The 18,067-nt window shown below is 68.0% G+C and carries 15 protein-coding genes; 5 read left to right on the forward strand and 10 right to left on the reverse strand.

Annotation, left to right across the window (positions count from 1 at the left end; genetic code table 11):
• The first annotated feature begins 157 nt into the window (after positions 1–157).
• The 4 genes from FG94_RS27620 to FG94_RS07700 are packed head-to-tail and all read left to right on the forward strand — an operon-like array spanning position 158 to position 2,953.
• Positions 158–928, forward strand: coding sequence for a hypothetical protein (locus FG94_RS27620; RefSeq protein ID WP_036209172.1), 771 nt, complete (start codon positions 158–160; stop codon positions 926–928).
• Positions 925–1,467: a WavE lipopolysaccharide synthesis family protein gene (locus FG94_RS28425; protein WP_161783948.1), complete on the forward strand. Its 543-nt coding sequence runs from the start codon at positions 925–927 to the stop codon at positions 1,465–1,467. Before FG94_RS27620 ends, FG94_RS28425 begins: the two co-directional genes overlap by 4 nt.
• Positions 1,367–1,966, forward strand: a complete 600-nt coding sequence (locus tag FG94_RS28430; protein ID WP_200879957.1) for a WavE lipopolysaccharide synthesis family protein — start codon at positions 1,367–1,369, stop codon at positions 1,964–1,966. Before FG94_RS28425 ends, FG94_RS28430 begins: the two co-directional genes overlap by 101 nt.
• A 6-nt stretch (positions 1,967–1,972) precedes the next feature.
• Entirely contained in the window at positions 1,973–2,953 is a 981-nt protein-coding gene (locus FG94_RS07700) for a glycosyltransferase (protein ID WP_051996317.1), read from the forward strand.
• Here FG94_RS07700 and FG94_RS07705 read toward each other — a convergent pair.
• The 4 genes from FG94_RS07705 to FG94_RS07720 form a co-directional block, all read right to left on the reverse strand.
• Positions 2,950–4,221 carry an O-antigen ligase gene (locus FG94_RS07705; RefSeq protein WP_051996318.1) on the reverse strand — a complete coding sequence of 424 codons (1,272 nt, stop codon included), beginning with the start codon at positions 4,219–4,221 and terminating at the stop codon, positions 2,950–2,952. The two genes, FG94_RS07700 and FG94_RS07705, sit on opposite strands and share 4 nt — an antisense overlap.
• Positions 4,222–4,338: 117 nt before the next feature.
• The gene (locus FG94_RS07710; RefSeq protein ID WP_036209175.1) at positions 4,339–6,099 is read right to left on the reverse strand and encodes a M14 family metallopeptidase; all 1,761 of its coding nucleotides are present in this window, start codon (positions 6,097–6,099) and stop codon (positions 4,339–4,341) included.
• A 110-nt stretch (positions 6,100–6,209) separates the two neighbouring features.
• On the reverse strand, positions 6,210–7,772 hold the full coding sequence (locus FG94_RS07715; RefSeq protein WP_229445884.1) for a S41 family peptidase: 1,563 nt from the start codon (positions 7,770–7,772) through the stop codon (positions 6,210–6,212).
• 197 nt (positions 7,773–7,969) lie between these two features.
• Positions 7,970–11,524, reverse strand: coding sequence for an indolepyruvate ferredoxin oxidoreductase family protein (locus FG94_RS07720; RefSeq protein WP_036209186.1), 3,555 nt, complete (start codon positions 11,522–11,524; stop codon positions 7,970–7,972).
• Positions 11,525–11,729: 205 nt separating this feature from the next.
• Here FG94_RS07720 and FG94_RS07725 point away from each other — a divergent pair, with 205 nt between their 5' ends.
• Complete coding sequence (locus FG94_RS07725) at positions 11,730–12,245, forward strand: Lrp/AsnC family transcriptional regulator (RefSeq protein WP_027868200.1); 516 nt, start codon at positions 11,730–11,732, stop codon at positions 12,243–12,245.
• Between the two features lie 121 nt (positions 12,246–12,366).
• On the opposite strand, the gene FG94_RS07730 is transcribed toward FG94_RS07725, so the two are convergent.
• From FG94_RS07730 to FG94_RS26495, 6 genes are all read right to left on the reverse strand, one after another.
• The gene (locus tag FG94_RS07730; RefSeq protein WP_036209189.1) at positions 12,367–13,023 is read right to left on the reverse strand and encodes a GNAT family N-acetyltransferase; all 657 of its coding nucleotides are present in this window, start codon (positions 13,021–13,023) and stop codon (positions 12,367–12,369) included.
• A 55-nt stretch (positions 13,024–13,078) separates the two neighbouring features.
• Positions 13,079–14,626 carry a diguanylate cyclase gene (locus tag FG94_RS07735; RefSeq protein WP_036209192.1) on the reverse strand — a complete coding sequence of 516 codons (1,548 nt, stop codon included), beginning with the start codon at positions 14,624–14,626 and terminating at the stop codon, positions 13,079–13,081.
• 223 nt (positions 14,627–14,849) lie between these two features.
• Positions 14,850–16,082, reverse strand: coding sequence for a multifunctional CCA addition/repair protein (locus FG94_RS07740; RefSeq protein WP_036209195.1), 1,233 nt, complete (start codon positions 16,080–16,082; stop codon positions 14,850–14,852).
• Positions 16,083–16,084: 2 nt separating this feature from the next.
• Positions 16,085–16,804, reverse strand: a complete 720-nt coding sequence (locus FG94_RS07745; RefSeq protein WP_036209197.1) for a glutathione S-transferase family protein — start codon at positions 16,802–16,804, stop codon at positions 16,085–16,087.
• 29 nt (positions 16,805–16,833) lie between these two features.
• Positions 16,834–17,796 (reverse strand): complex I NDUFA9 subunit family protein, encoded by a 963-nt coding sequence (locus FG94_RS07750; protein WP_036209199.1) that lies wholly within the window; start codon positions 17,794–17,796, stop codon positions 16,834–16,836.
• Between the two features lie 9 nt (positions 17,797–17,805).
• A partial coding sequence (locus tag FG94_RS26495) for a zinc ribbon domain-containing protein (protein ID WP_152570881.1) occupies positions 17,806–18,067 on the reverse strand: 262 nt, incomplete at its 5' end.

An 18,067-nucleotide genomic window follows, 5' to 3' on the forward strand; every position in this document is an offset into this window, starting at 1 on the left:
CGCGCATCGTGCTGCACGTGTCGGCCAATGCCCGCTTCAGCCTGCCCGAGCTGGAAACGGCCTTGCGCGCAGCCGGCTGCCGCAACGTCGTGCTCAATCCCGCACGCCATGCGACGCGCTGGGGCGGCATCCTGCAGGCCCACCTGGCCAATATCGCATGGATCCGCCGCGCCGGCGACGCCGGCCGCATCTGCCTGCATGCCTCGAACGACATGCTGGTGCGGCCCGGCCCGGCCTGGCTGCCTGGCTGGGACGCGGCGGCAACTTCCTGCATACGCGGCCGATCCGCGCCGGCAGCCGCTGGCGTTTCGCCGCCCCTGCGCTGGCCGACCAGCAGCTGGCAAACCTGTGCCGGCGGCTCGGCAGCACCAGCCTGGTCGGGTCCCAGGTCGAGGGCGCCAGTTTCGAGGCGGCGCTGCTGTTCGAAGTAGCGGCCCTGCTCGAGCGCCACCTCGACGGCAGCGCCGCCTATCCGCGCGAGGAAGTCTGGCTGGCCACCGCGGCCCATGCGCTGGGCGCGCCCATCGGGGGCCGTCCCTACGTGCTGTCCGAGGTGCACCGCTTCGACCGGGCCTTCTGGCGCGTGCTGCGCTATGCCGATCCGCTGATCGGCCGCCCGGGCGATCCCCGCTACTTTCCACGCCGCCTCATCGAACACCTGATGATCCGCAGCGGCTTTCACCGGATACGGCGGCGCCTGGTCGACCGCATCGGCGCCGACGATGCGGCCTGGCTGGCGCGTTACGAATGGATGTCCGACGGGAACAACACCTGGCGCGTGTTCGACCGCCACGGCCTGTTCGGCGTGAAGCGGGTAGCGCGCCGCCCGGACCATCCGCTGCGCCGCTACATCGACGCACTGGCGCCCGCCCCGGCGCCTGCGCCGCAGCCGGAGCCCACGTCCCACCAGCCGCCTGTCGCCCCATGAAGACTTCCGACATCACCCTCGTGTTCCAGGGCGCCTTCAAACCTTACGTCACGCGCGAGCGCGACGACTTCGTGCGCAATATCCGCATGACGCGCCAGGTGCTGCCGGGCGCCCGCATCGTCCTGTCGACCTGGGAGGGCACCGACGTGCCGCGCAAGCTGGGCGTCGACGCCGTGGTGCTCAGCCCGGACCCCGGCCCGCTGGCGCCGCTCAAGCTCGACGACGACAAGGCCAATAACGCCAACCGGCAACTGGCCAGCACGCGCGCCGGCCTGGCGGCCGTGCACACGCCCTACGCGGTCAAGCTGCGCACCGACTGCTTCCTGGAACATGCCGGCTTCCTCGACTTCGCCGCCGAGCAGCGCCGCCGAGCAGCGCCGCCGCGACGGAGGACGCGAACGGCTGCTGGCCTGTTCCTTCTTCACCCTCGACCCGCTCATGTTCGAGCGCCTGCCCTACCACCTGAGCGACTGGTTCCATTTCGGCCCCACCGAACTGCTGCAGGCCTACTGGTCGGCCGCGCCGATGGACGCGATTGATGCGCGCCATTACGAACAGCGCGCCCATCCGCCCGGCTCGTCGATCTTCGAGCGCCGCTTCCGTTCCCGCTTCGCCGTCGAGCAGCACCTGTGCACCCAGTTCGCCGGCGCCCGCGGCTACGCTTGTCCGCGCGTGCTGAACGACACGTCGGAGGCGGTGCTGCGCGACCATGCGCGCTTCATGGCCCACGAGGTGATGCTGCTCGATCCCTGGCAGATCGGCCTGGTCTTTCCCAAGTATGCCTGGGTGGGCGGGTCGCGCTTCCAGTGCATGAACAACATGATGCACCTGGACTGGGTCGCGCTGCAGGGGCCCGAGCTGGCCGGCTTCCAGGATGCCCCCGGCCTGCGCCGCCTGATCCGCGAGAGGGGACGCAGCAAGCGCCTGACCGCCCTCGCCTTCCGCCACAGCCGCCTGCTGCATGCGCTGCTGTTCGATCCGCAACGCAGCAGCGCGCCGGTACGCCGCATGCTGAGCCGGCTCGCGCGCCACCTGTAGCCAGTCATGCGGATCGTCACCGTCGTCGTCACCCGCGACCGTCCCCAACTGCTGCAACAGGTGCTGGCGGCGCTGCAGTCCCAGCACCGCCCTCCCGACCACGTCATCGTGGTCGACAACGGCAGCGGACCGGAAACCGCCGCGGTTCTGGCGCGCCGCCCCGGCCTGGAAGTGCTGCGTTCGCGTAGCAACCTGGGCGGCGCCGGCGGCTTCGCCCTCGGCATGCGCCACGCCCTGGTCGGCGGCTGCGACTGGATCTGGCTGCTGGACGACGATGCGGTGCCGCGCCCCGACACGCTGGAACGGCTGGCCAAGGCGCTCGTCCAGGCAAGCAGCGTGGCGGCGCCCGGCGCCGTGGCGCCGGCCGTCTTCGAGTTCGGCGGACTGGCGCTGGCCCATCGGCGCCGTTACAAGCTGCTCAGCGGCATCGAACGCGCGCTCGCGCCCGCCGACTACTGCCGCGCGCTGGTAGGGGTCGACACCGCCTCCTTCGTCGGCCTGCTGGTGTCGGCGCGCGCCGCCGCGGCCTGCGGCCTGCCCGATGCGGCCCTGTTCCTGTCCTACGACGACACCGAATACTGCCTGCGCCTGCGGCGCGCCGGCTGGCCGCTGTGGCTGGCGCCCGGCAGCGTCGTCGACCACCTGCGCTCTCCTGCCAGCAGGATGCGCGCCGGGCCGATCGGCCCGCGCCACTACTACAACCTGCGCAACCGGGTCGTGGTGGCGCGCCGGCATGCGCGCTCGCCGCAGCTGGCGGGCGCCGTCGCCACACTGACCGGGCTGGGACTGTGGCTGGCTTGCCACGGACGCTTCCGCAAAGGCGCCTGGCGTATCGTCAGGCAGGCGCTGGCCGATGGCTGGGCCGGCCGGCTGGGGCCTTGCCCCGGGTTTCTCGACGGGCGTCCGGCGGACGCTGCGGCGGGGGCCGAGGCGAAGCGCCAGGGGCTGGTGAAGATCGAGCGGCGTCGCCGTCACGAGGGCCGCTAGGGGAAGGCCGGCGCAGCCTGCCTGCGGGGCGGATCCGCGGCCTGCACGCAGCAGGCCATGAAGGCGAACACCAGCATGGCATACAGCAGGCTCGCCTTCATCGACCAGAACATCACCTCGCTCAGTCCCGCCATGGCATAGCTCACGACCACCAGCAGGCCGGCCAGCGCCGGCGCCGCCTGTTCTCCGCAGGCGGCATGGCGCAGGCGCCGCCCGAACCAGCATAGCGGTACCAAGATGATCGCCAGCCAGCAGGCCAGTCCAGGCAGGCCCCGCGTCACCAGGGCCTGCAGGGCGTCGTTGTGCAGGTGCGGCGGCTCCGGCGGCGCGAACACGGCCGGGCTGAGCCTGCCCTCGGCGATCCAGGCCCGCATCTGCACCTTGTAGGCGGCCGTGTCGATGCCGGCCAGCGGGTGCTCGCTGGCCAGCATGCCGGCCGCCTTCCATAGCTCGAGACGTATGCTCAGCGAGGTCGGCAGGGGATTGCCGTCCACGTACAGGCGCAGGTCGCTCAGGCCTACCTCGACACGCGCCCTGACCCCGGTGGCCGGCACCGCATAGGCCAGCACGACCAGCACGCCGATCGCCAGCGCAAGGCCCCCCGGCACGGCACGCGGGATGTGGCGGCGCTGGGTCCACAGCAGCAGGAAGGCCGGCGGCAGGGCCAGCCAGCCGCCGCGGCTGCCGGACAGCAGCGAGGCGGCGGCTCCCGCCAGCGCGGCGGCCGCCGGCCACCACCAGTGCCGGCGCACGCGCGGGTCCAGCAGCGACGCCAGCCCCACCAGCACCAGCACCAGCGCCAGGTTGCCGAACACGATGGGGTTGAGGAAGCCGCCGGCACGTTCGAAGCCGGCGCCCCAGCGTTCCCAGGCCGCCAGGGCGGCCGCGGCCAGCGCACCGGCGCAGGCGCCATGCCACCACGGCCGCGCGTCAAGCTGCGCCACCCGCAGTACCGGCACGATGGCCAGGGCGAGCAGCATCCGCAGGGGCGCCTCGACCGTGTTCCAGCCGGTGGCGCGCGCCAGGTGCAGGAACAGCGCATAGGCGGCGTAGGCGGCAAACGCGAGCACGACCGGACGCAGGGCCGGCCAGTCGCGCACCAAGACCGCGCGGCTGGCGCGCCATTGCCAGAGTGCAATGCCGAGGAACAGGAAGGCGGCCAGGCCGATACCGAAACCGGTGACCAGGCTGGACAGGAGGAAGACGACGGGCAGCGTCGCGATCGCGGCGCGGATGCCGGGCTGGAGGGAAACACGGCAGGCACGCATTGCAGGGCGAAGAATGGCGGCGACCCTGGCAGTCTAGCGAATCAGCGCCGCCCGGGGGACGGCGCACGCCCTGCGCTTGATCCGTATCGTGTTTCGGATCAGGCGCAGGGGGAACGCTCAGGGAGCGGTGGCGGTGCGGTAGACGGGGTACAGGTTGTGGCGCTCGTCCCACGAGGCGTGGCGCTTGTAGAAGAAGTCCAAGCGCGCGTGCGGGTTCTTGGCGAAGGCCGGGTCGGTATCGACGCGGCGCTTGAACTCGGCGGCCAGCGCCGGGTCGGCGGCCATCTGCTCGCGCGCCACGTCCTCGGCCACGTATTCTTCCATGTACTCCTTGCGCTCGTAGGCGTTGTTGAAGTAGCCCCAGGCCAGCAGCGAGTCCGGCGCCTGCGGCTCCAGCATCGCCACCACCAGGCGCGCCTTCGGCTGGTTCACCGGCACGTACAGCGAACCTGCCAGTACGGCGCGTGGCTCCGTCTTCCAGTTGCCGTCGACGCTCAAGCGCTGGTGCGATTCCAGCGAAGTGGCGCCGAACGTCGCCTTGTCGGCGCGGAAGGTTTCGACGCTCGCCTGGGCGATCGCCTTGTCCAGCTTGCGGAAGCCGATGCCGTGCTGGGTCAGCTTCCTGGCCACGATGTCGGCCCAGGCGGCCGGCACGATGTAGCCTGCGCGCGGTGCGCTGACCACGCGGTCCGGCACCACTTCCTCGCGCAGCGGCACGCGCCACACCTGCGGCTTGCTTTCGTCGTAGCGGGTCATCAGCATGCCCGACACCTCGGACGGGGTGCGGGTGTATTCGTAGCCCTGGAAGTCGACCATCTCGGTCTTGTCGGTGGTGCGGTAGGTCAGCGCGACCGGGGCGCCGGCCAGCTGGGCGGCGCGCGCGTCCGCGGCCTGGGCAGCCTGCTGCCAGGCCTTGCCGTTCTGCGCGACCTGCTCGAGCACCGAGATCACCGTGTAGTGGGTGACGCGCACGCGGGTCGGGTAGTCCTTCCACGAATGGGTCTCGACCAGCATCGCCATGCGGTTACGCAGCGGGAAGTAGCCGGTCGAGAAGCGCGGGTCCGAGACGCTGTCGATGAAGCCAGACTGCGGGTCGTCGGTCTTGGCGAAGGACATGTAGTAGGACTGCGGCATCGAGCCCTGCTTGGCGATGTCGGCGATGACCTTGCTGCGCAGGGCCAGGCCGGCCTTGCGGAATTCCGGATCGCCCGAATAGACCGGCTCGACCTGGATCGAGACGTCGTGCTGGAACTTGGCGCCGTCGGTCACGTGCAGGTCGACGTAGGTCAGCGGGTCCCAGGCGTTGACCAGCTTGAGCATGGCCTGCATCTCGGGTGCGTCGGCCTTCACGTAATCACGGTTGAGGTTGTAGTTCTGGGCGGTGGTGCGCCAGCCCATCTCGACCGGGCCACGCTGGTTCGGGCGGTTCCACTTGCCGAAGCGCTCGTGGCCGTCGACGTTGAATACCGGGACGAACAGCAGGACCTGCTTGTCCAATGCACCCTTGGCCAGTTTGTTGTTCAAGGTTTCGCGCAGGGCCAGGAAACCGGCGTCCTTGCCGTCGATCTCGCCGGCGTGGATGCCGCCCTGGATCAGGGTTACCGGCAGGCCCTGCTTCTTGGCCGCCTGCGGCGTGAAGGCGCCGGTGTTCGAGACGACCAGCGCCAGCATGGGGCGGTTCTCAGGCGTGCGGCCGAACTCGATGCACTTCACCTGCTTCGGATAGGCTTTCTGGAAGTCGCCGCACAGCTTGATGACTTCATCGTAGCGGCCGGTGGCCTGGAAGCCGGAGCGCTCCGACACGGTGGTCAGGTCGGGCGCGGCATGGGCGAAGGGAACGGCAGCCAGCAAGGCCAGCAGCAGGGCGGAACGGATCATCAGGAAACTCCACAATCAAGCGGGTGACAAAGCCGACGATTATAGACCTGTTTCCAGAATGAAAAGAGCCCGGCAGCAGTGCTGGCCGGGCTCTTTTTTGCGCGCGAATCTTACTGCCGCGGCTTCGTGTAGATCGAGATTTCCTTGGCCGGATGGCGCACGATCTCCATCGGCACCTGGCGCGCGCGGCTGGCCGGCGGGCAGGTGCCGGTCTCGCGGTAGGTCAGCGCCGCGGCCAGCAGGCCTTCGCTGCGGTCGCCGAGCGGACGCGACAGGTCATCGGCCACCTGGCAGGTCGGCGCCAGGCCGTCCGAGAAGTCGCCGAAGCCCTTGTTGTTCACGCCCTTGAACTCGATCGAGAAGTAGGTGGTGCCGCAGTTCGGCACCGGCGTGAAGCCGTAGGGCTTGCCGCAGGTTGTGCTGCCGATCACGTCGACCTGGACGTCGGCGCCGCGCAAGCCGTTGATCACGGCTTCGCTGGCCGAGCAGGTGCCCGAGGTGGTCAGGACGGTGACGCGCTTCAGGCCCAGGTAAGGCAGCGGCGTGCCCGCGCGCACCGGATTCGGCGAGCTGAAGCCGTAGGCCGTGTTGCGGAACGGGATGGCCGGCTGCTGCGGCGTCTTGTCGTTGTACTGCGGGCGCTCGAAGATCTTGCCGCTGGTCTGCTCGGGACCGGCGATCATGTAGGACAGCTCGCTGGCGATGTACAGCAGGCCGCCGCCGTTGTAGCGCATGTCGAGCACCAGGTCGCTCACGGCGGCCTGCTTCAGGGTGGTGAAGGCGTCCACCAGCTCCTTCTCCGACACCTGGTTGTGGGTCTCGAAGCTCAGGTAGCCGACCTTGCCGGTCGGGGTATCGAGCACCTGCACGTGCTTGACCGGATCGATGCGCACGTCCGCACCAAGCATCGAGACGTCGAAGGTGCTGCCGCTGCGCTGCAGGGTGAACTGGTGCGGCGCGCCGGCCGTCTCTGGGAACAGGCCGGCATTGATCCTGTTGACCTGGTCGGCGGTGCCGCCGTTGACGAAGTCCACGCCGTCCACCCTGAGCAGCATGTCGCCGCGGCGCAGGCCGGCAGCCGCCGCCGGCGAACCCGGTTCCACCATGGCGACCAGCCAGGTACGCGGGACGGTCGCGCTGTTGCGCTTCCAGGTCACGCCGTAGCCCAGTTCGATTCCGGAGTTTTGCTCCTTTTCCCACTCCTCGGTGGCATAGGTGAAGTGGTACTTGTCCTTCGGCTGGCCCGACGCGGTCAGGACCGGCGTCTTGAGCACGTTGAAGTAGTCGATCGGATTGGTGAAATCCGCCATCCGGTAGGTATTCGGGATCTCGTTGTACCAGAGGTAGTACTGGTTCGACCAGGCGCGCAGGAACTTCAGCTCGTCGAGCAGCGTGCCCTGGCGGTCCGGGAAGGGCTTGCCTTCGGTGTCCAGGCCGGTGCGCGGCTTGGCGCACAGGTTCCAGTAGGTGCTGAAGGCTTCGCCCAGCAGATTCGGATTGAGGTCTTCCGGCGACGCCCCGCCGGTCGGGGGAGTCGGGTTGGGCGGCGTGGTCGACGGGGGCGGCTGCTGAGAAGTCTGGCCGGCGCCGGGCGAACCACCGCCGCCGCCGCATCCGGCAAGGACGAAGGCTGCGGCGCACAGCGACGCGATCAGGCGGGGAGCGGTCGACAAACGACCATGTGCATATGGCGGTCTCATGCAATCGATTATAGACGCGCGAATCGGGCTGGAGTGCAACCAACTGTAACAGTTGGGTCTGATGGACAACAAGAAATGCTAAAGGGAATTCCAGAAGAACAAGAGCCGACGAGGCGGCCGAACAAGGCCGGTTTTTCCGGCCTTGTTCTCTCCTGTCAAGCGCTGCCCGCTTATGCGGCGCGCGGGGCGCCGGCGGCCGGCGCGTGGAAAGCCGCGACCAGAGCCGCTTCCTTCTGCTTGGCGGCCTTCAGGTGGCGCTCCTTCACGTGGCCGTAACCGCGGATGTCTTCCGGGATGCTGGCGATCGCCACCGCCTGCGCCAGGTTCTCGGCAGTGAGTTGCGGCAGCAGCGCTTCCACGGTCTGGCGGTATTGTCCGATCAGCGCACGCTCGGTGCGGCGCTCGGCGGTGTAGCCGAACACGTCGAACGGGGTAGCGCGCAGGCGTTTCAGCTTGGCCAGCACGCCGAACGCACCCATCATCCACGAACCGTATTCCTTCTTGAGCGCGCGCCCTTCTTTGTCGTGCTTGGCCAGCAGCGGCGGCGCCAGGTGGAATTTCAGCTTGATGTCGCCTTCGAACATGTTGGCGATCTTGGCGCGGAAAACCGGGTCGGTATGCAGGCGGGCGACTTCGTACTCGTCCTTGTAAGCCATCAGCTTGTAGAAGTAGCGCGCCACGGCTTCGGCCAGGCGGCTGCCCTTGCCGAGTTTTGCTTCCTCGGCGCGCACCTGGTCCACGAAAGCCTTGTACTTCGCGGCGTAGGCAGCGTCCTGGTAAGCGGTGAGCAGCTCGACGCGGCGGGCGATGATGTCGTCGAGCGTCTCGCTGCGCTTGAACTCGATCACCTGGGCCGGAGTGGCCAGCTTCTTCACCGAGGCCAGGTCATGGGCGGCCGTGCGGCCCCAGTTGAAGGCGGCTTTGTTGAAGGGCACCGAGACGCCGTTCAGTTCGATCGCCTTGAGCAGCGAGGCCTCAAGCAGCGGCACGCGGCCCTTCTGGAAGGCGTAGCCCAGCATGAACATATTGGTTGCGATCGCATCGCCCATCAGGGCGGTGGCGATCTTGCCGGCGTCGACGAAATCGACGTTGTCGGCGCCGCAGGCCTGCAGGATGGCGCCCTTCGAACCCTCGGCCGGGAACTGCCAGTCCGGGTTCTTGACGAAAGCCGCGGTGGTGGCGCCGGTCGAGTTGACGGTGGCCCAGGTACGGCCTTCGCCCATGCGGGAGAGGGCGTCGCGGGAGGCAGCGACGATCTGGTCGCAGCCGATCACCAGGTCCGCGCTGCCGGTGCCCACGCGGGTCGAGTGCAGGTCGGCCTGGTGTTCGGCCAGGCGCACGTGCGACATCACCGGGCCGCCCTTCTGGGCCAGGCCGGACTGGTCGAGCACCACGGCGCCCTTCCCTTCGACGTGGGCCGCCATCGCCAGGATCTGGCCGACGGTCACCACGCCGGTGCCGCCCACGCCGGCGATCAGGATGCCGAAGGGTTCGGCGATCGACGGGATGGCTGGCATCGGCAGTGCCGGCGGCGCGGCTTCAGACGTCGCCGCTTTCTTTGGCTTCTTCAGGCCGCCGCCTTCGACGGTGACGAAGCTCGGGCAGAAGCCGGAGACGCACGAAAAATCCTTGTTGCACGAGGACTGGTTGATCTGGCGCTTGCGGCCCAGTTCCGTTTCCAGCGGCTCGACCGACAGGCAGTTCGACTGCACCGAGCAGTCGCCGCAGCCTTCGCACACGGCTTCGTTGATGACGGCGCGCTTGGCCGGGTCGGGGAACTCGCCTTTTTTCCGGCGGCGGCGTTTCTCGGAGGCGCAGGTCTGGTCGTAGATGACGGCGGAAACGCCAGGCATCTCGCGCAGTTCTTTCTGCACGTCCATCAGTTCGGAACGGTGGCGCACGGTGACACCTTCGGCCCAGGCGTAGTCGTCCGGGTATTTTTCCGGCTCGTCGGTGACGACGATGATCGGGCGCACGCCTTCGGCGGCGATCTGGCGCGTGATCATGCCCGGGTCGAGCGGGCCGTCGACGTTCTGGCCGCCGGTCATCGCGACCGCGTCGTTGTACAAAATCTTGTAGGTGATGTTGACCTTCGCCGCCACCGCCGCGCGAATCGCCAGGATGCCCGAGTGGAAGTACGTCCCGTCGCCCAGGTTCACGAACACGTGCTTCTCGTCGGTGAACGGGGACTGGCCGATCCAGGTCGTGCCCTCGGCACCCATGTGGGTGAAGGTGGAGGTTTCGCGGTCCATCCACAGCACCATGTAGTGGCAGCCGATGCCGGCCATGGCGCGCGAGCCTTCCGGCACCTTGGTTGAGCTGTTGTGCGGGCAGCCCGAGCAGAAGTAAGGGATGCGGTCGGTTTCCGGATTGGCCTTGGCCGGGATCGACTTCAGCACCAGTTCCTTGTTCTCGAGGTAGGCGATGCGCTCCTTCACGCGCTGCTCGACCGGGTGGCCGGCGCAGTAGTGCGAGATGCGCGAGGCGATGGCGCGCGCGATCTGGGCCGGGTTCAGCTCGTAGGTGGCCGGCAGCAGCCAGTCGCCGTGGCCCATGCGGTCCTTGTTGCTCCACTCGCCGGTGTCGTCGAACTTGCCGACCACGCGCGGACGCTCGCCGTCCGGCAGGTTGTACAGGGCTTCCTTGAGGGCGTATTCCATCACCTGGCGCTTCTCTTCCACCACCAGGATCTCGTCCAGGCCGCGCGCGAACTCGTGCACGCCTTCGGATTCGAGCGGCCAGGTCATGCCGACCTTGTACAGGCGCAGGCCGATGTCGGCGGCCGCCTGCTCGTCGATGCCGAGGTCGGCCAGGGCCTGGCGGGTGTCGACATAGCTCTTGCCGGCGGTGATGATGCCGATCTTCGGCTTCTTGCTGTCCCAGATGATGCGATTGAGCTTGTTGGCGCGCGCATAGGCCAGCGCGGCATACCACTTGAAGTTGCTCATGCGGACTTCCTGGTCCAGCACGGCATCCGGCCAGCGGATGTTCAGGCCGCCCGGCGGCAGTTCGAAGTCGGTGGGGGTGACGATCTGCACGCGGTCCGGGTCCAGGTCGACCACGGCGCCCGACTCGATGATGTCGGTGACGCACTTCATCGACACCCACAGGCCGGTGTAGCGGCTCATGGCCCAGGCGTGCAGGCCGAAGTCCAGGTATTCCTGCACCGACGAAGGGTACAGGACCGGGATGCCGCAGTGGGTCAGGATGTGGTCGGACTGGTGCGCGGTGGACGAGGATTTTGCCGCATGGTCGTCGCCGGCCAGCACCAGCACGCCGCCGTGCTTCGAGGAACCGGCGTTGTTACCGTGTTTAAAAACGTCGCCGCAGCGGTCCACGCCCGGGCCCTTGCCGTACCACATGGCGAAGACGCCGTCGTACTTGGCGTCCTTGTACAGGTTGGTCTGCTGGGTGCCCCAGACGGCGGTGGCCGCCAGGTCTTCGTTCATGCCCGGGTGGAACTTGACGTGGTGGGCGTCGAGGTGCTTCTTCGCCTTCATCGCGGTCTGGTCGACGGCGGTGACCGGCGAACCGCGGTAGCCGGTGATGTAGCCGGCGGTGTTCAGGCCGGCCTTCTGGTCGCGCTCGCGCTGGAGCATCGGCAGGCGGATCAGGGCCTGGGTGCCGGTCATGAACGCACGGCCGCGTTCGAGCGTCCACTTGTCGTCGAGGGTGATGTCGTGCTGCGGCAGCGCCAGGTTGGCGCGCGCCAGGGGTGCGTTCATGCGGTGTCTCCGTTAATGTCGCCAGGATGCGGGGCGCGCTGCGGCTCTTGCTGGCCATCTGGACGCGCGGGGCCGGGTTCTGCCAGCCTGATCCATCATGCGCACAGTATATTCCTGGGCCTCCGGCATTAAATTCCAAACAATTCCCCCCGCCAGATGATTTGCGCAATAAAATTGCCGGGTTCGCGAATCCACCGAGGAAAACATGTCAAAAATCGAGCTCGACAAGACCGACCGCAAGATCCTGTCCGTACTGCAGACCGATGGCCGCCTGTCGAATCAGGACGTGGCCGAGCGCGTCAACCTGTCCCCTTCCCCCTGCCTGCGCCGCATCAAGCGCCTGGAAGAAGCGGGCGTGATCCGCCAGTACGTGGCCCTCGTCGATCCGGACAAGATCGGGCTCGGGCTGCTGGCCTATGTGAACGTGCGCCTGGAAAAGCACAGCGAAGTGGCGGGCGGCGCGCGCGGCGCCCCGGGCCTGCCGGCGACCTCGCCGCGCAACGATTTCGCGATCTCGGTGGGGACCTGGCCGGAGGTGGTGGCCTGCTATGCGATGACGGGGGAGATGGATTTCCTGCTGCGCGTGCACGTGGAAGACATGGACCACTTCTCGCGCTTCATGATGGGCACGCTGCTCAAGCATCCGGCGGTGCTGGATGTGAAGTCGAGTTTTGCGCTGCAGAGGATCAAAGAAACCACCGCACTGCCCGTTGCCGGGTAATGTAGGGTGGGCGGGTTTCCCGCCCACGCGGTGATAGTTGACTGTCAAATGCCCGCGTCATCTCCAGCACTGTTTGAACGCGTGGGCAGGAAACCTGCCCACCCTACGAAAGACAAGTCTGTCACTTCTTGGGCGTCAGCCACTTCACCGCCGCCCGGGCATTCGCCTTGACGGTGTAATCGATCACCGCCCACTGCTCCTCCAGCGCCTCCGCCATCACGCTCGCCGGGCTCGGCGGCGGCAGCTGCAGGTAGGCATCCGCCTCGCCGTACTCACGCTTGATTTCCATGCCCGCCTTCTTGGCGATGTGCATCATGGTCTGGTTCGAGGTCAGGCACTGCATGTACAGGGTGTCCACGTCCGCATTGCGGCAGTGGATCGCTGCGCGCTGGAACAGGCGCGAGCCGACGCCCTGCCCGCGCGCCGACTTCGAGACCGACACGCCGAACTCGGCCACCCGTTCCTTTTGCGTCGGCTTGCCCTCGCCGGCCTTGGCAAAGGCCAGGTGCCCCACGCCCACCAGCTGGAACACGCGGTTCACCACGCCGAACACGATGTCGTGCCTGAAATCGAGCTTCTCGACGTACTTGGTGATGGCATCGTCCGGGATGACGCTGCCGAAGCGCAGCAGGCGGTCCTTGTCGTCCAGCGCCAGGAAGTGGCGCAGGATGCGGCGGCGGTCGCGTTCGCCCAGTTCCTTGACGAGCACGGTCGGACGGCCGTCCTTGCGGCGGCCGCCAAGGCCCTTCAGCCAACGGAACAGGGAATTGTCCAGCATGTCCAACATCCTTACTTTGTGCAGTGCAGCATACGTCGGATTGTAGCGGATTCTGCTATTGCTTGCCGTCCTGTCCCGGAACGATCCACTGCGATGAAGGACTGACAACGAACACACCCTTGCCCGCCTGCTTGGCCTCGTACATGGCCTTGTCGGCCTCGGCCAGCAGCGCTGCCGAGCCGCGCGCCGCGCCCAGCGAACCGCGCGCGCTCGAGATGCCGATGCTGGCCGAAATCCGGACCGGATTGCCGTCCGCCTCGGTGACCGACTTGATCTGGTCGAGCGCCAGCTGGGCCACGCGCAGCGCGCCTTCGCGCGAGGCGACCTCTTCCAGCATGATGACGAACTCGTCGCCGCCAAGGCGCGCCAGCGCGTCCTCGGCGCGCAGCTTTTCCTGCACCCGGCGCGCGACCATCTGCAGCACCAGGTCGCCGGTGGCGTGGCCGTAGGTGTCGTTCACCGCCTTGAAGCCGTCCAGGTCGATGAACATGACCACCACCACCAAATCGCGACGGGTGGCGCGGGCCAGCGCGCGCTCCAGCAGGCGGGTCAGCTGGCGGTAGTTGATCAGGCCCGTCAGGCTGTCGTGCTGGGCCAGGCGCTCGAGCTGCTTCGACTGGGATTCCAGCTCGGCGGTGCGTTCGGCCACGCGGTGCTCGAGGTTCTCGTTGGCCGCCTGCAGCCGGTGGTTGACCTCGCCGATGATGCGGTAGCTGCGCCGCAGCCGCATGCCGGCATAGGCCAGCAGCATCAGGAGGATGGCCGAATAGGCGAACAGGTATCTGCGGTAGCGCTCGCGCACCGCCAGCTTGGCGTCGAAGGAGCGGTCGAATTCACGGCCCAGGCGGTCGAGCGCAGCGCTCACGCCGGAGGCGGCGATCTGGGCTTCCAGGCGGTTTTCCAGCGGGCGCTTTTCCAGGATCACGCGCGCGGCCTTGATGATGGCGTCCATCTTCTCGACCACGGCGGGCGAGAAGGCGATCTCCTGGGCCGCGATGTCGCCCAGGATCTCGTCGATGCGCGCCGCCAGCGCCGGGCGGGGCGCGACGTTGTAGCGCAGGATCTCGCTCAACAGGTCGTTCAGGGAAGCGTCCAGCCGGACCACCAGGCGCGCCGGCGCCAGCGCGCCCTCGATGCCGCCCAGCTCGGTCTTGAGGTCGGCCACGGCCGGCGGCAGGAAGCTCAATGCCTCGCGCAGCGGCGGGTTGTGGCGCGCGAACTGGGCGGTGATCAGCTCCTTGCGCTGCAGGGCGTCGCGCAGCTGGGTGTAGGCGGTGTTCACGGCCGGGCTGGCGGCTTCCGGCAGCGCCTCGCCGAGGCGCTGCTGGAGTTCGCGCATGCGCGGCAGCTGAGTGGTCAATTGCGCAGTGGCTGGTGCACGGCCGATATGGGCGCGCAGGATGTTGGCATCCCATTCGGCGTCGAGCTTTTCCAGCTCGCGCAGGTTGAGCATCACGTCGTTGCGGACCTCGGGATCGGTCGCTTCCGAGCGGATATAGAAAAAGGCGAGCAGCAAGGCCAGCACCAGCACCGCCAGGCCAGCAAGTTGCAGGCGGCGACGCGGTTTCAAGCTCGCTACGCGCTGCGCCAGCACGGCAACCATCTTGTCCTCCGTTACATCATGTTGTTATCCGGAGAGCATAGCAAAAGCTTGCGGAACAGTCGTGCACTGTAGGGTGGGCGGGGTAATTCAGGCCAGTGGCCTGAATTACGAACGCCCACGCGGTGATAGTTTGCAGCGAGATCATCAGGCGCGAGAGCGGAGCCTGTAACGATCACCGCGTGGGGTAATCCGGGCCAGTGGCCCGGATTACGAGCCGCCCACCCTACGAAACCCTTAATGCCGCCTTGACCGCCGAGACCCGCGCCACGTGCACCGCTTCGGGAATCCTGTCGCGCTTCTCGGCGTAGCGCGCCGCGACCTCGCCGGCGTTCACGGCGCGGGCCGCCTCCAGCGCGCGCAGCAGATACGGCCGCTGCGGATAGTCCTCGAAGCGCAGCGGGTGCTCCTCGTGCCCGCGCCCGCGCGCATCGCATTCCGAGGCCAGCAGCATCTGGGCGAAGCGTTCCGGCTTGCGGAAGGCGTCGCAGCGCTCGAACAGGGTGACGATGGTGTTGGCGCGCAGCTGCAGGGCGCGGCTGACGTTGCCGTGCTCGCGCGCCGTCATCAGGGCCAGGTCGCGGCATTCGTTGGGCACTTTCAGGCGCTTGCACACGGCCGTGACCAGTTTCAGGCCCTCGAATTCGTGGCCGTGGTGGGCCGGCCAGGTTTCGCTTGGCGAGACGCCCTTGCCCAGGTCGTGCACCAGGGCGGCAAAGCGCACCTCGAGCGGATGCTTTTGCGAGGCCGCATAGTCGATCACCAGCATGATGTGCACGCCGGTGTCGACTTCCGGATGGTGCAGCGGCGGCTGCGGCACGCCCCACAGGACGTCGAGTTCGGGCAGGATGCGCGCCAGTGCCCCGCAGTCGCGCAGCACGTCGAACATGCGCGACGGACGTTCTTCCATCAGCCCGCGCGAGAGCTCCTGCCAGACCCGCTCGGGCACCAGGGCGTCGACCTCCCCCGCTTCGACCATGCTGCGCATCAGCGCGAGGGTGGAATCGTGGACGCGGAAGTCCGGGAAGCGCGCGGCGAAGCGCGCCAGGCGCAGGATGCGCACCGGGTCTTCGGCGAAGGCGTTTGACACGTGGCGGAAGATGCGCTCCTCTAGGTCCGCCTGGCCGTTGTAGGGGTCGACGATACTGCCGTCGTCGGCGCGCGCCATGGCATTGATGGTCAGGTCGCGCCGCACCAGGTCGTCTTCCAGGGTGACGTCGGGCGAGGTGTGGAACACGAAGCCGTGGTAGCCCGGCGCGGTCTTGCGCTCGGTGCGCGCCAGCGCGTATTCCTCGTGCGTGTCGGGATGCAGGAAAACCGGGAAATCCTTGCCGACCGGGCGGAAACCCAGCTCCAGCATCTGCTGCGGGGTGGCGCCGACCACCACGTGGTCGCGGTCGGTGACGGGACGCCCCAGCAGCTCGTCGCGCACCGCCCCGCCCACCACATAGCTGCGCATCGTCATTCCTGCGGCAGGTCGAGGTCGTGCTGCGGGGTCGGATCGATCTCGCGCATCGCTTCGTCGACCCAGCGCGCCACCGCCGGGTGGGCCAGCACGCGCTCGCAATAGGCCTGCAGCGCCGGCGCCAGCGCCACGCCATAGGTCTTGAAGCGGCACACCACCGGGGCGTAGAAGGCGTCGGCGATGGAGAAGTCGCCGAACAGGAAGCTGTGGTGGCCGAAGCGCGACAGGCAGTCTTCCCAGATCTCGCAGATGCGGCCGATGTCGGCCTGGGCACCCGGAGTGCGGCCGCGTCCGGGCAGGCGCGCCTGGATGTTCATCGACATCGCGCTGCGCAGTTCGGAAAAGCCCGAGTGCATCTCGGCCACGATCGAGCGCGCCATGGCGCGCGCGGCGACGTCCTGCGGCCACATGTGCTTGTCCGGGAACTGCTCGGCCAGGTATTCGACGATGGCCAGGCTGTCCCAGATCGTCATGTCGCCGGCCAGCAGTACCGGCACCCGGCCCGCGTGCGAATAGCGCGCGATGTTGGTGGCGGTGTCGGGCTTGTCGAGCAGGACGCGGATCTCGGTAAACGGAATTCCGAACGCCACCGCGGCCACCCAGGGCCGCATCGACCACGACGACACGTTCTTGTTACCGATGACGAGGGTCAGGCCCGGCTGGCGGGCTGCCTCGAGGGTGGAAGACAGGGTCGGGTCGAGTTCGATGGTCTGCATGGTGTCCTGTAGTGAGTCGGTATGAGAAATCAGCGGCCTGCGTGCTCGCGGTAGTGATCCAGGCTACTTTCCGGCGCAAGGTAGTGCGGCGCGGCGGCCTCGAGCGACGTCAGCTTGATTCCGAGCGCCTCCGCTGTCAAGGCTTGCGTTAGCGGATCGACCACATTATCCACTTTCATGGAATCGAGCTTGTCACGGCTGATCATCGGGTCGCCCGGCAGCAGCTCGAACAGCCTGGCTTCCAGCCGCGCGGCCCAGTCGGGCAGCGCCAGCACCTGGCGTTCATGGCCGGCGTAGCGCCCAGCCAGGTGCACCAGTTCGGCCAGCGTGTACACCTGGGGGCCGCCGAGCTCGATGACGGCGCCGCGCGTGCGCGGTTCGCGCAGCGCCACGGCGAAGGCGGCGGCCACGTCTTCCACGTACACCGGCTGCAGGCGCGACTGCGCACTGGCCAGCGGCAGCACCGGGAAACGGCGCTGCAGGTTGGCGAAGAACGTGAGGAAATGGTCGCCCGGCCCGAACACGATCGAGGGACGGAAGATGGTGGCGGCGACATTCGGCTCGCTGCGCGCGGCCAGCTCGCCGTCGGCCTTGGAGCGCTGGTACATCGAGGCGCCCGTGTGGCTGGCGCCGAGGGCGCTCATGTGCAGATAGCGCGGCACGCCCAGCTCGGCGCAGGCTCGGACGATGCGGCGCGGCAGCTCCACGTGCAGCTGCCGGAACACCGGACCGTAGGGATCGCCATGGCCGCCGTGCAGCACGCCGACCAGGTTGATGACGGCGTCGTGCCCGGCCACCAGGCGGCGCAGCGTGGCGTCGTCGTGGATGTCGGCCACCTCCAGGTCGAGGTAGGGCAAGGTGGTGAGCTGCTTGGCGGTTTCGTAGTGGCGCGCGGGGACCAGCGTGCCGACGCCGTCCGCCGCCAGGCGCGCCAGCAGGTGGCCGCCGATGAAACCCGTCCCGCCGATGACCACCACGTTCGCATCGCGCATGGCCGCCTGCTAGCAAAAACGTGCACAAAAGTGTGCAGCGTTCTCTTCCTGCCCCGAACCGTCTTGTTGACCGAACTCGTGCCTGGCAGGCGTGACTTTCCCGCCTCCCGCCGGCACCTGGCCGGCGGCAGTGCCCGGCGTCGTCGCCGGACTCGCCACGGGTAGCGCCGTTGCCGCCGCGAGGGCGCCGGTGGCGAGCCGTTGCAAATTGATGGCCGCGTTGACGTCGCGGTCGTGGTACGCGCCGCAGCCGGTGCATGTCCAGACGCGC

The sequence above is a fragment of the Massilia sp. LC238 genome (assembly GCF_000735635.1).
GTDB classification, from domain to species: domain Bacteria; phylum Pseudomonadota; class Gammaproteobacteria; order Burkholderiales; family Burkholderiaceae_D; genus Telluria; species Telluria varians.

Bases quoted from the DNA above. Each gene is read 5' to 3' on its own strand.
- FG94_RS27620 (WP_036209172.1), top strand. From the start codon at position 158: ATGGATCCGCCGCGCCGGCGACGCCGGCCGCATCTGCCTGCATGCCTC.
- FG94_RS28425 (WP_161783948.1), top strand. From the start codon at position 925: ATGAAGACTTCCGACATCACCCTCGTGTTCCAGGGCGCCTTCAAACCT.
- FG94_RS28430 (WP_200879957.1), top strand. From the start codon at position 1,367: ATGTTCGAGCGCCTGCCCTACCACCTGAGCGACTGGTTCCATTTCGGC.
- FG94_RS07700 (WP_051996317.1), top strand. From the start codon at position 1,973: ATGCGGATCGTCACCGTCGTCGTCACCCGCGACCGTCCCCAACTGCTG.
- FG94_RS07705 (WP_051996318.1), bottom strand. From the start codon at position 4,221: ATGCGTGCCTGCCGTGTTTCCCTCCAGCCCGGCATCCGCGCCGCGATC.
- FG94_RS07710 (WP_036209175.1), bottom strand. From the start codon at position 6,099: ATGATCCGTTCCGCCCTGCTGCTGGCCTTGCTGGCTGCCGTTCCCTTC.
- FG94_RS07720 (WP_036209186.1), bottom strand. From the start codon at position 11,524: ATGAACGCACCCCTGGCGCGCGCCAACCTGGCGCTGCCGCAGCACGAC.
- FG94_RS07725 (WP_027868200.1), top strand. From the start codon at position 11,730: ATGTCAAAAATCGAGCTCGACAAGACCGACCGCAAGATCCTGTCCGTA.
- FG94_RS07730 (WP_036209189.1), bottom strand. From the start codon at position 13,023: ATGCTGGACAATTCCCTGTTCCGTTGGCTGAAGGGCCTTGGCGGCCGC.
- FG94_RS07735 (WP_036209192.1), bottom strand. From the start codon at position 14,626: ATGGTTGCCGTGCTGGCGCAGCGCGTAGCGAGCTTGAAACCGCGTCGC.
- FG94_RS07740 (WP_036209195.1), bottom strand. From the start codon at position 16,082: ATGCGCAGCTATGTGGTGGGCGGGGCGGTGCGCGACGAGCTGCTGGGG.
- FG94_RS07745 (WP_036209197.1), bottom strand. From the start codon at position 16,804: ATGCAGACCATCGAACTCGACCCGACCCTGTCTTCCACCCTCGAGGCA.
- FG94_RS07750 (WP_036209199.1), bottom strand. From the start codon at position 17,796: ATGCGCGATGCGAACGTGGTGGTCATCGGCGGGACGGGTTTCATCGGC.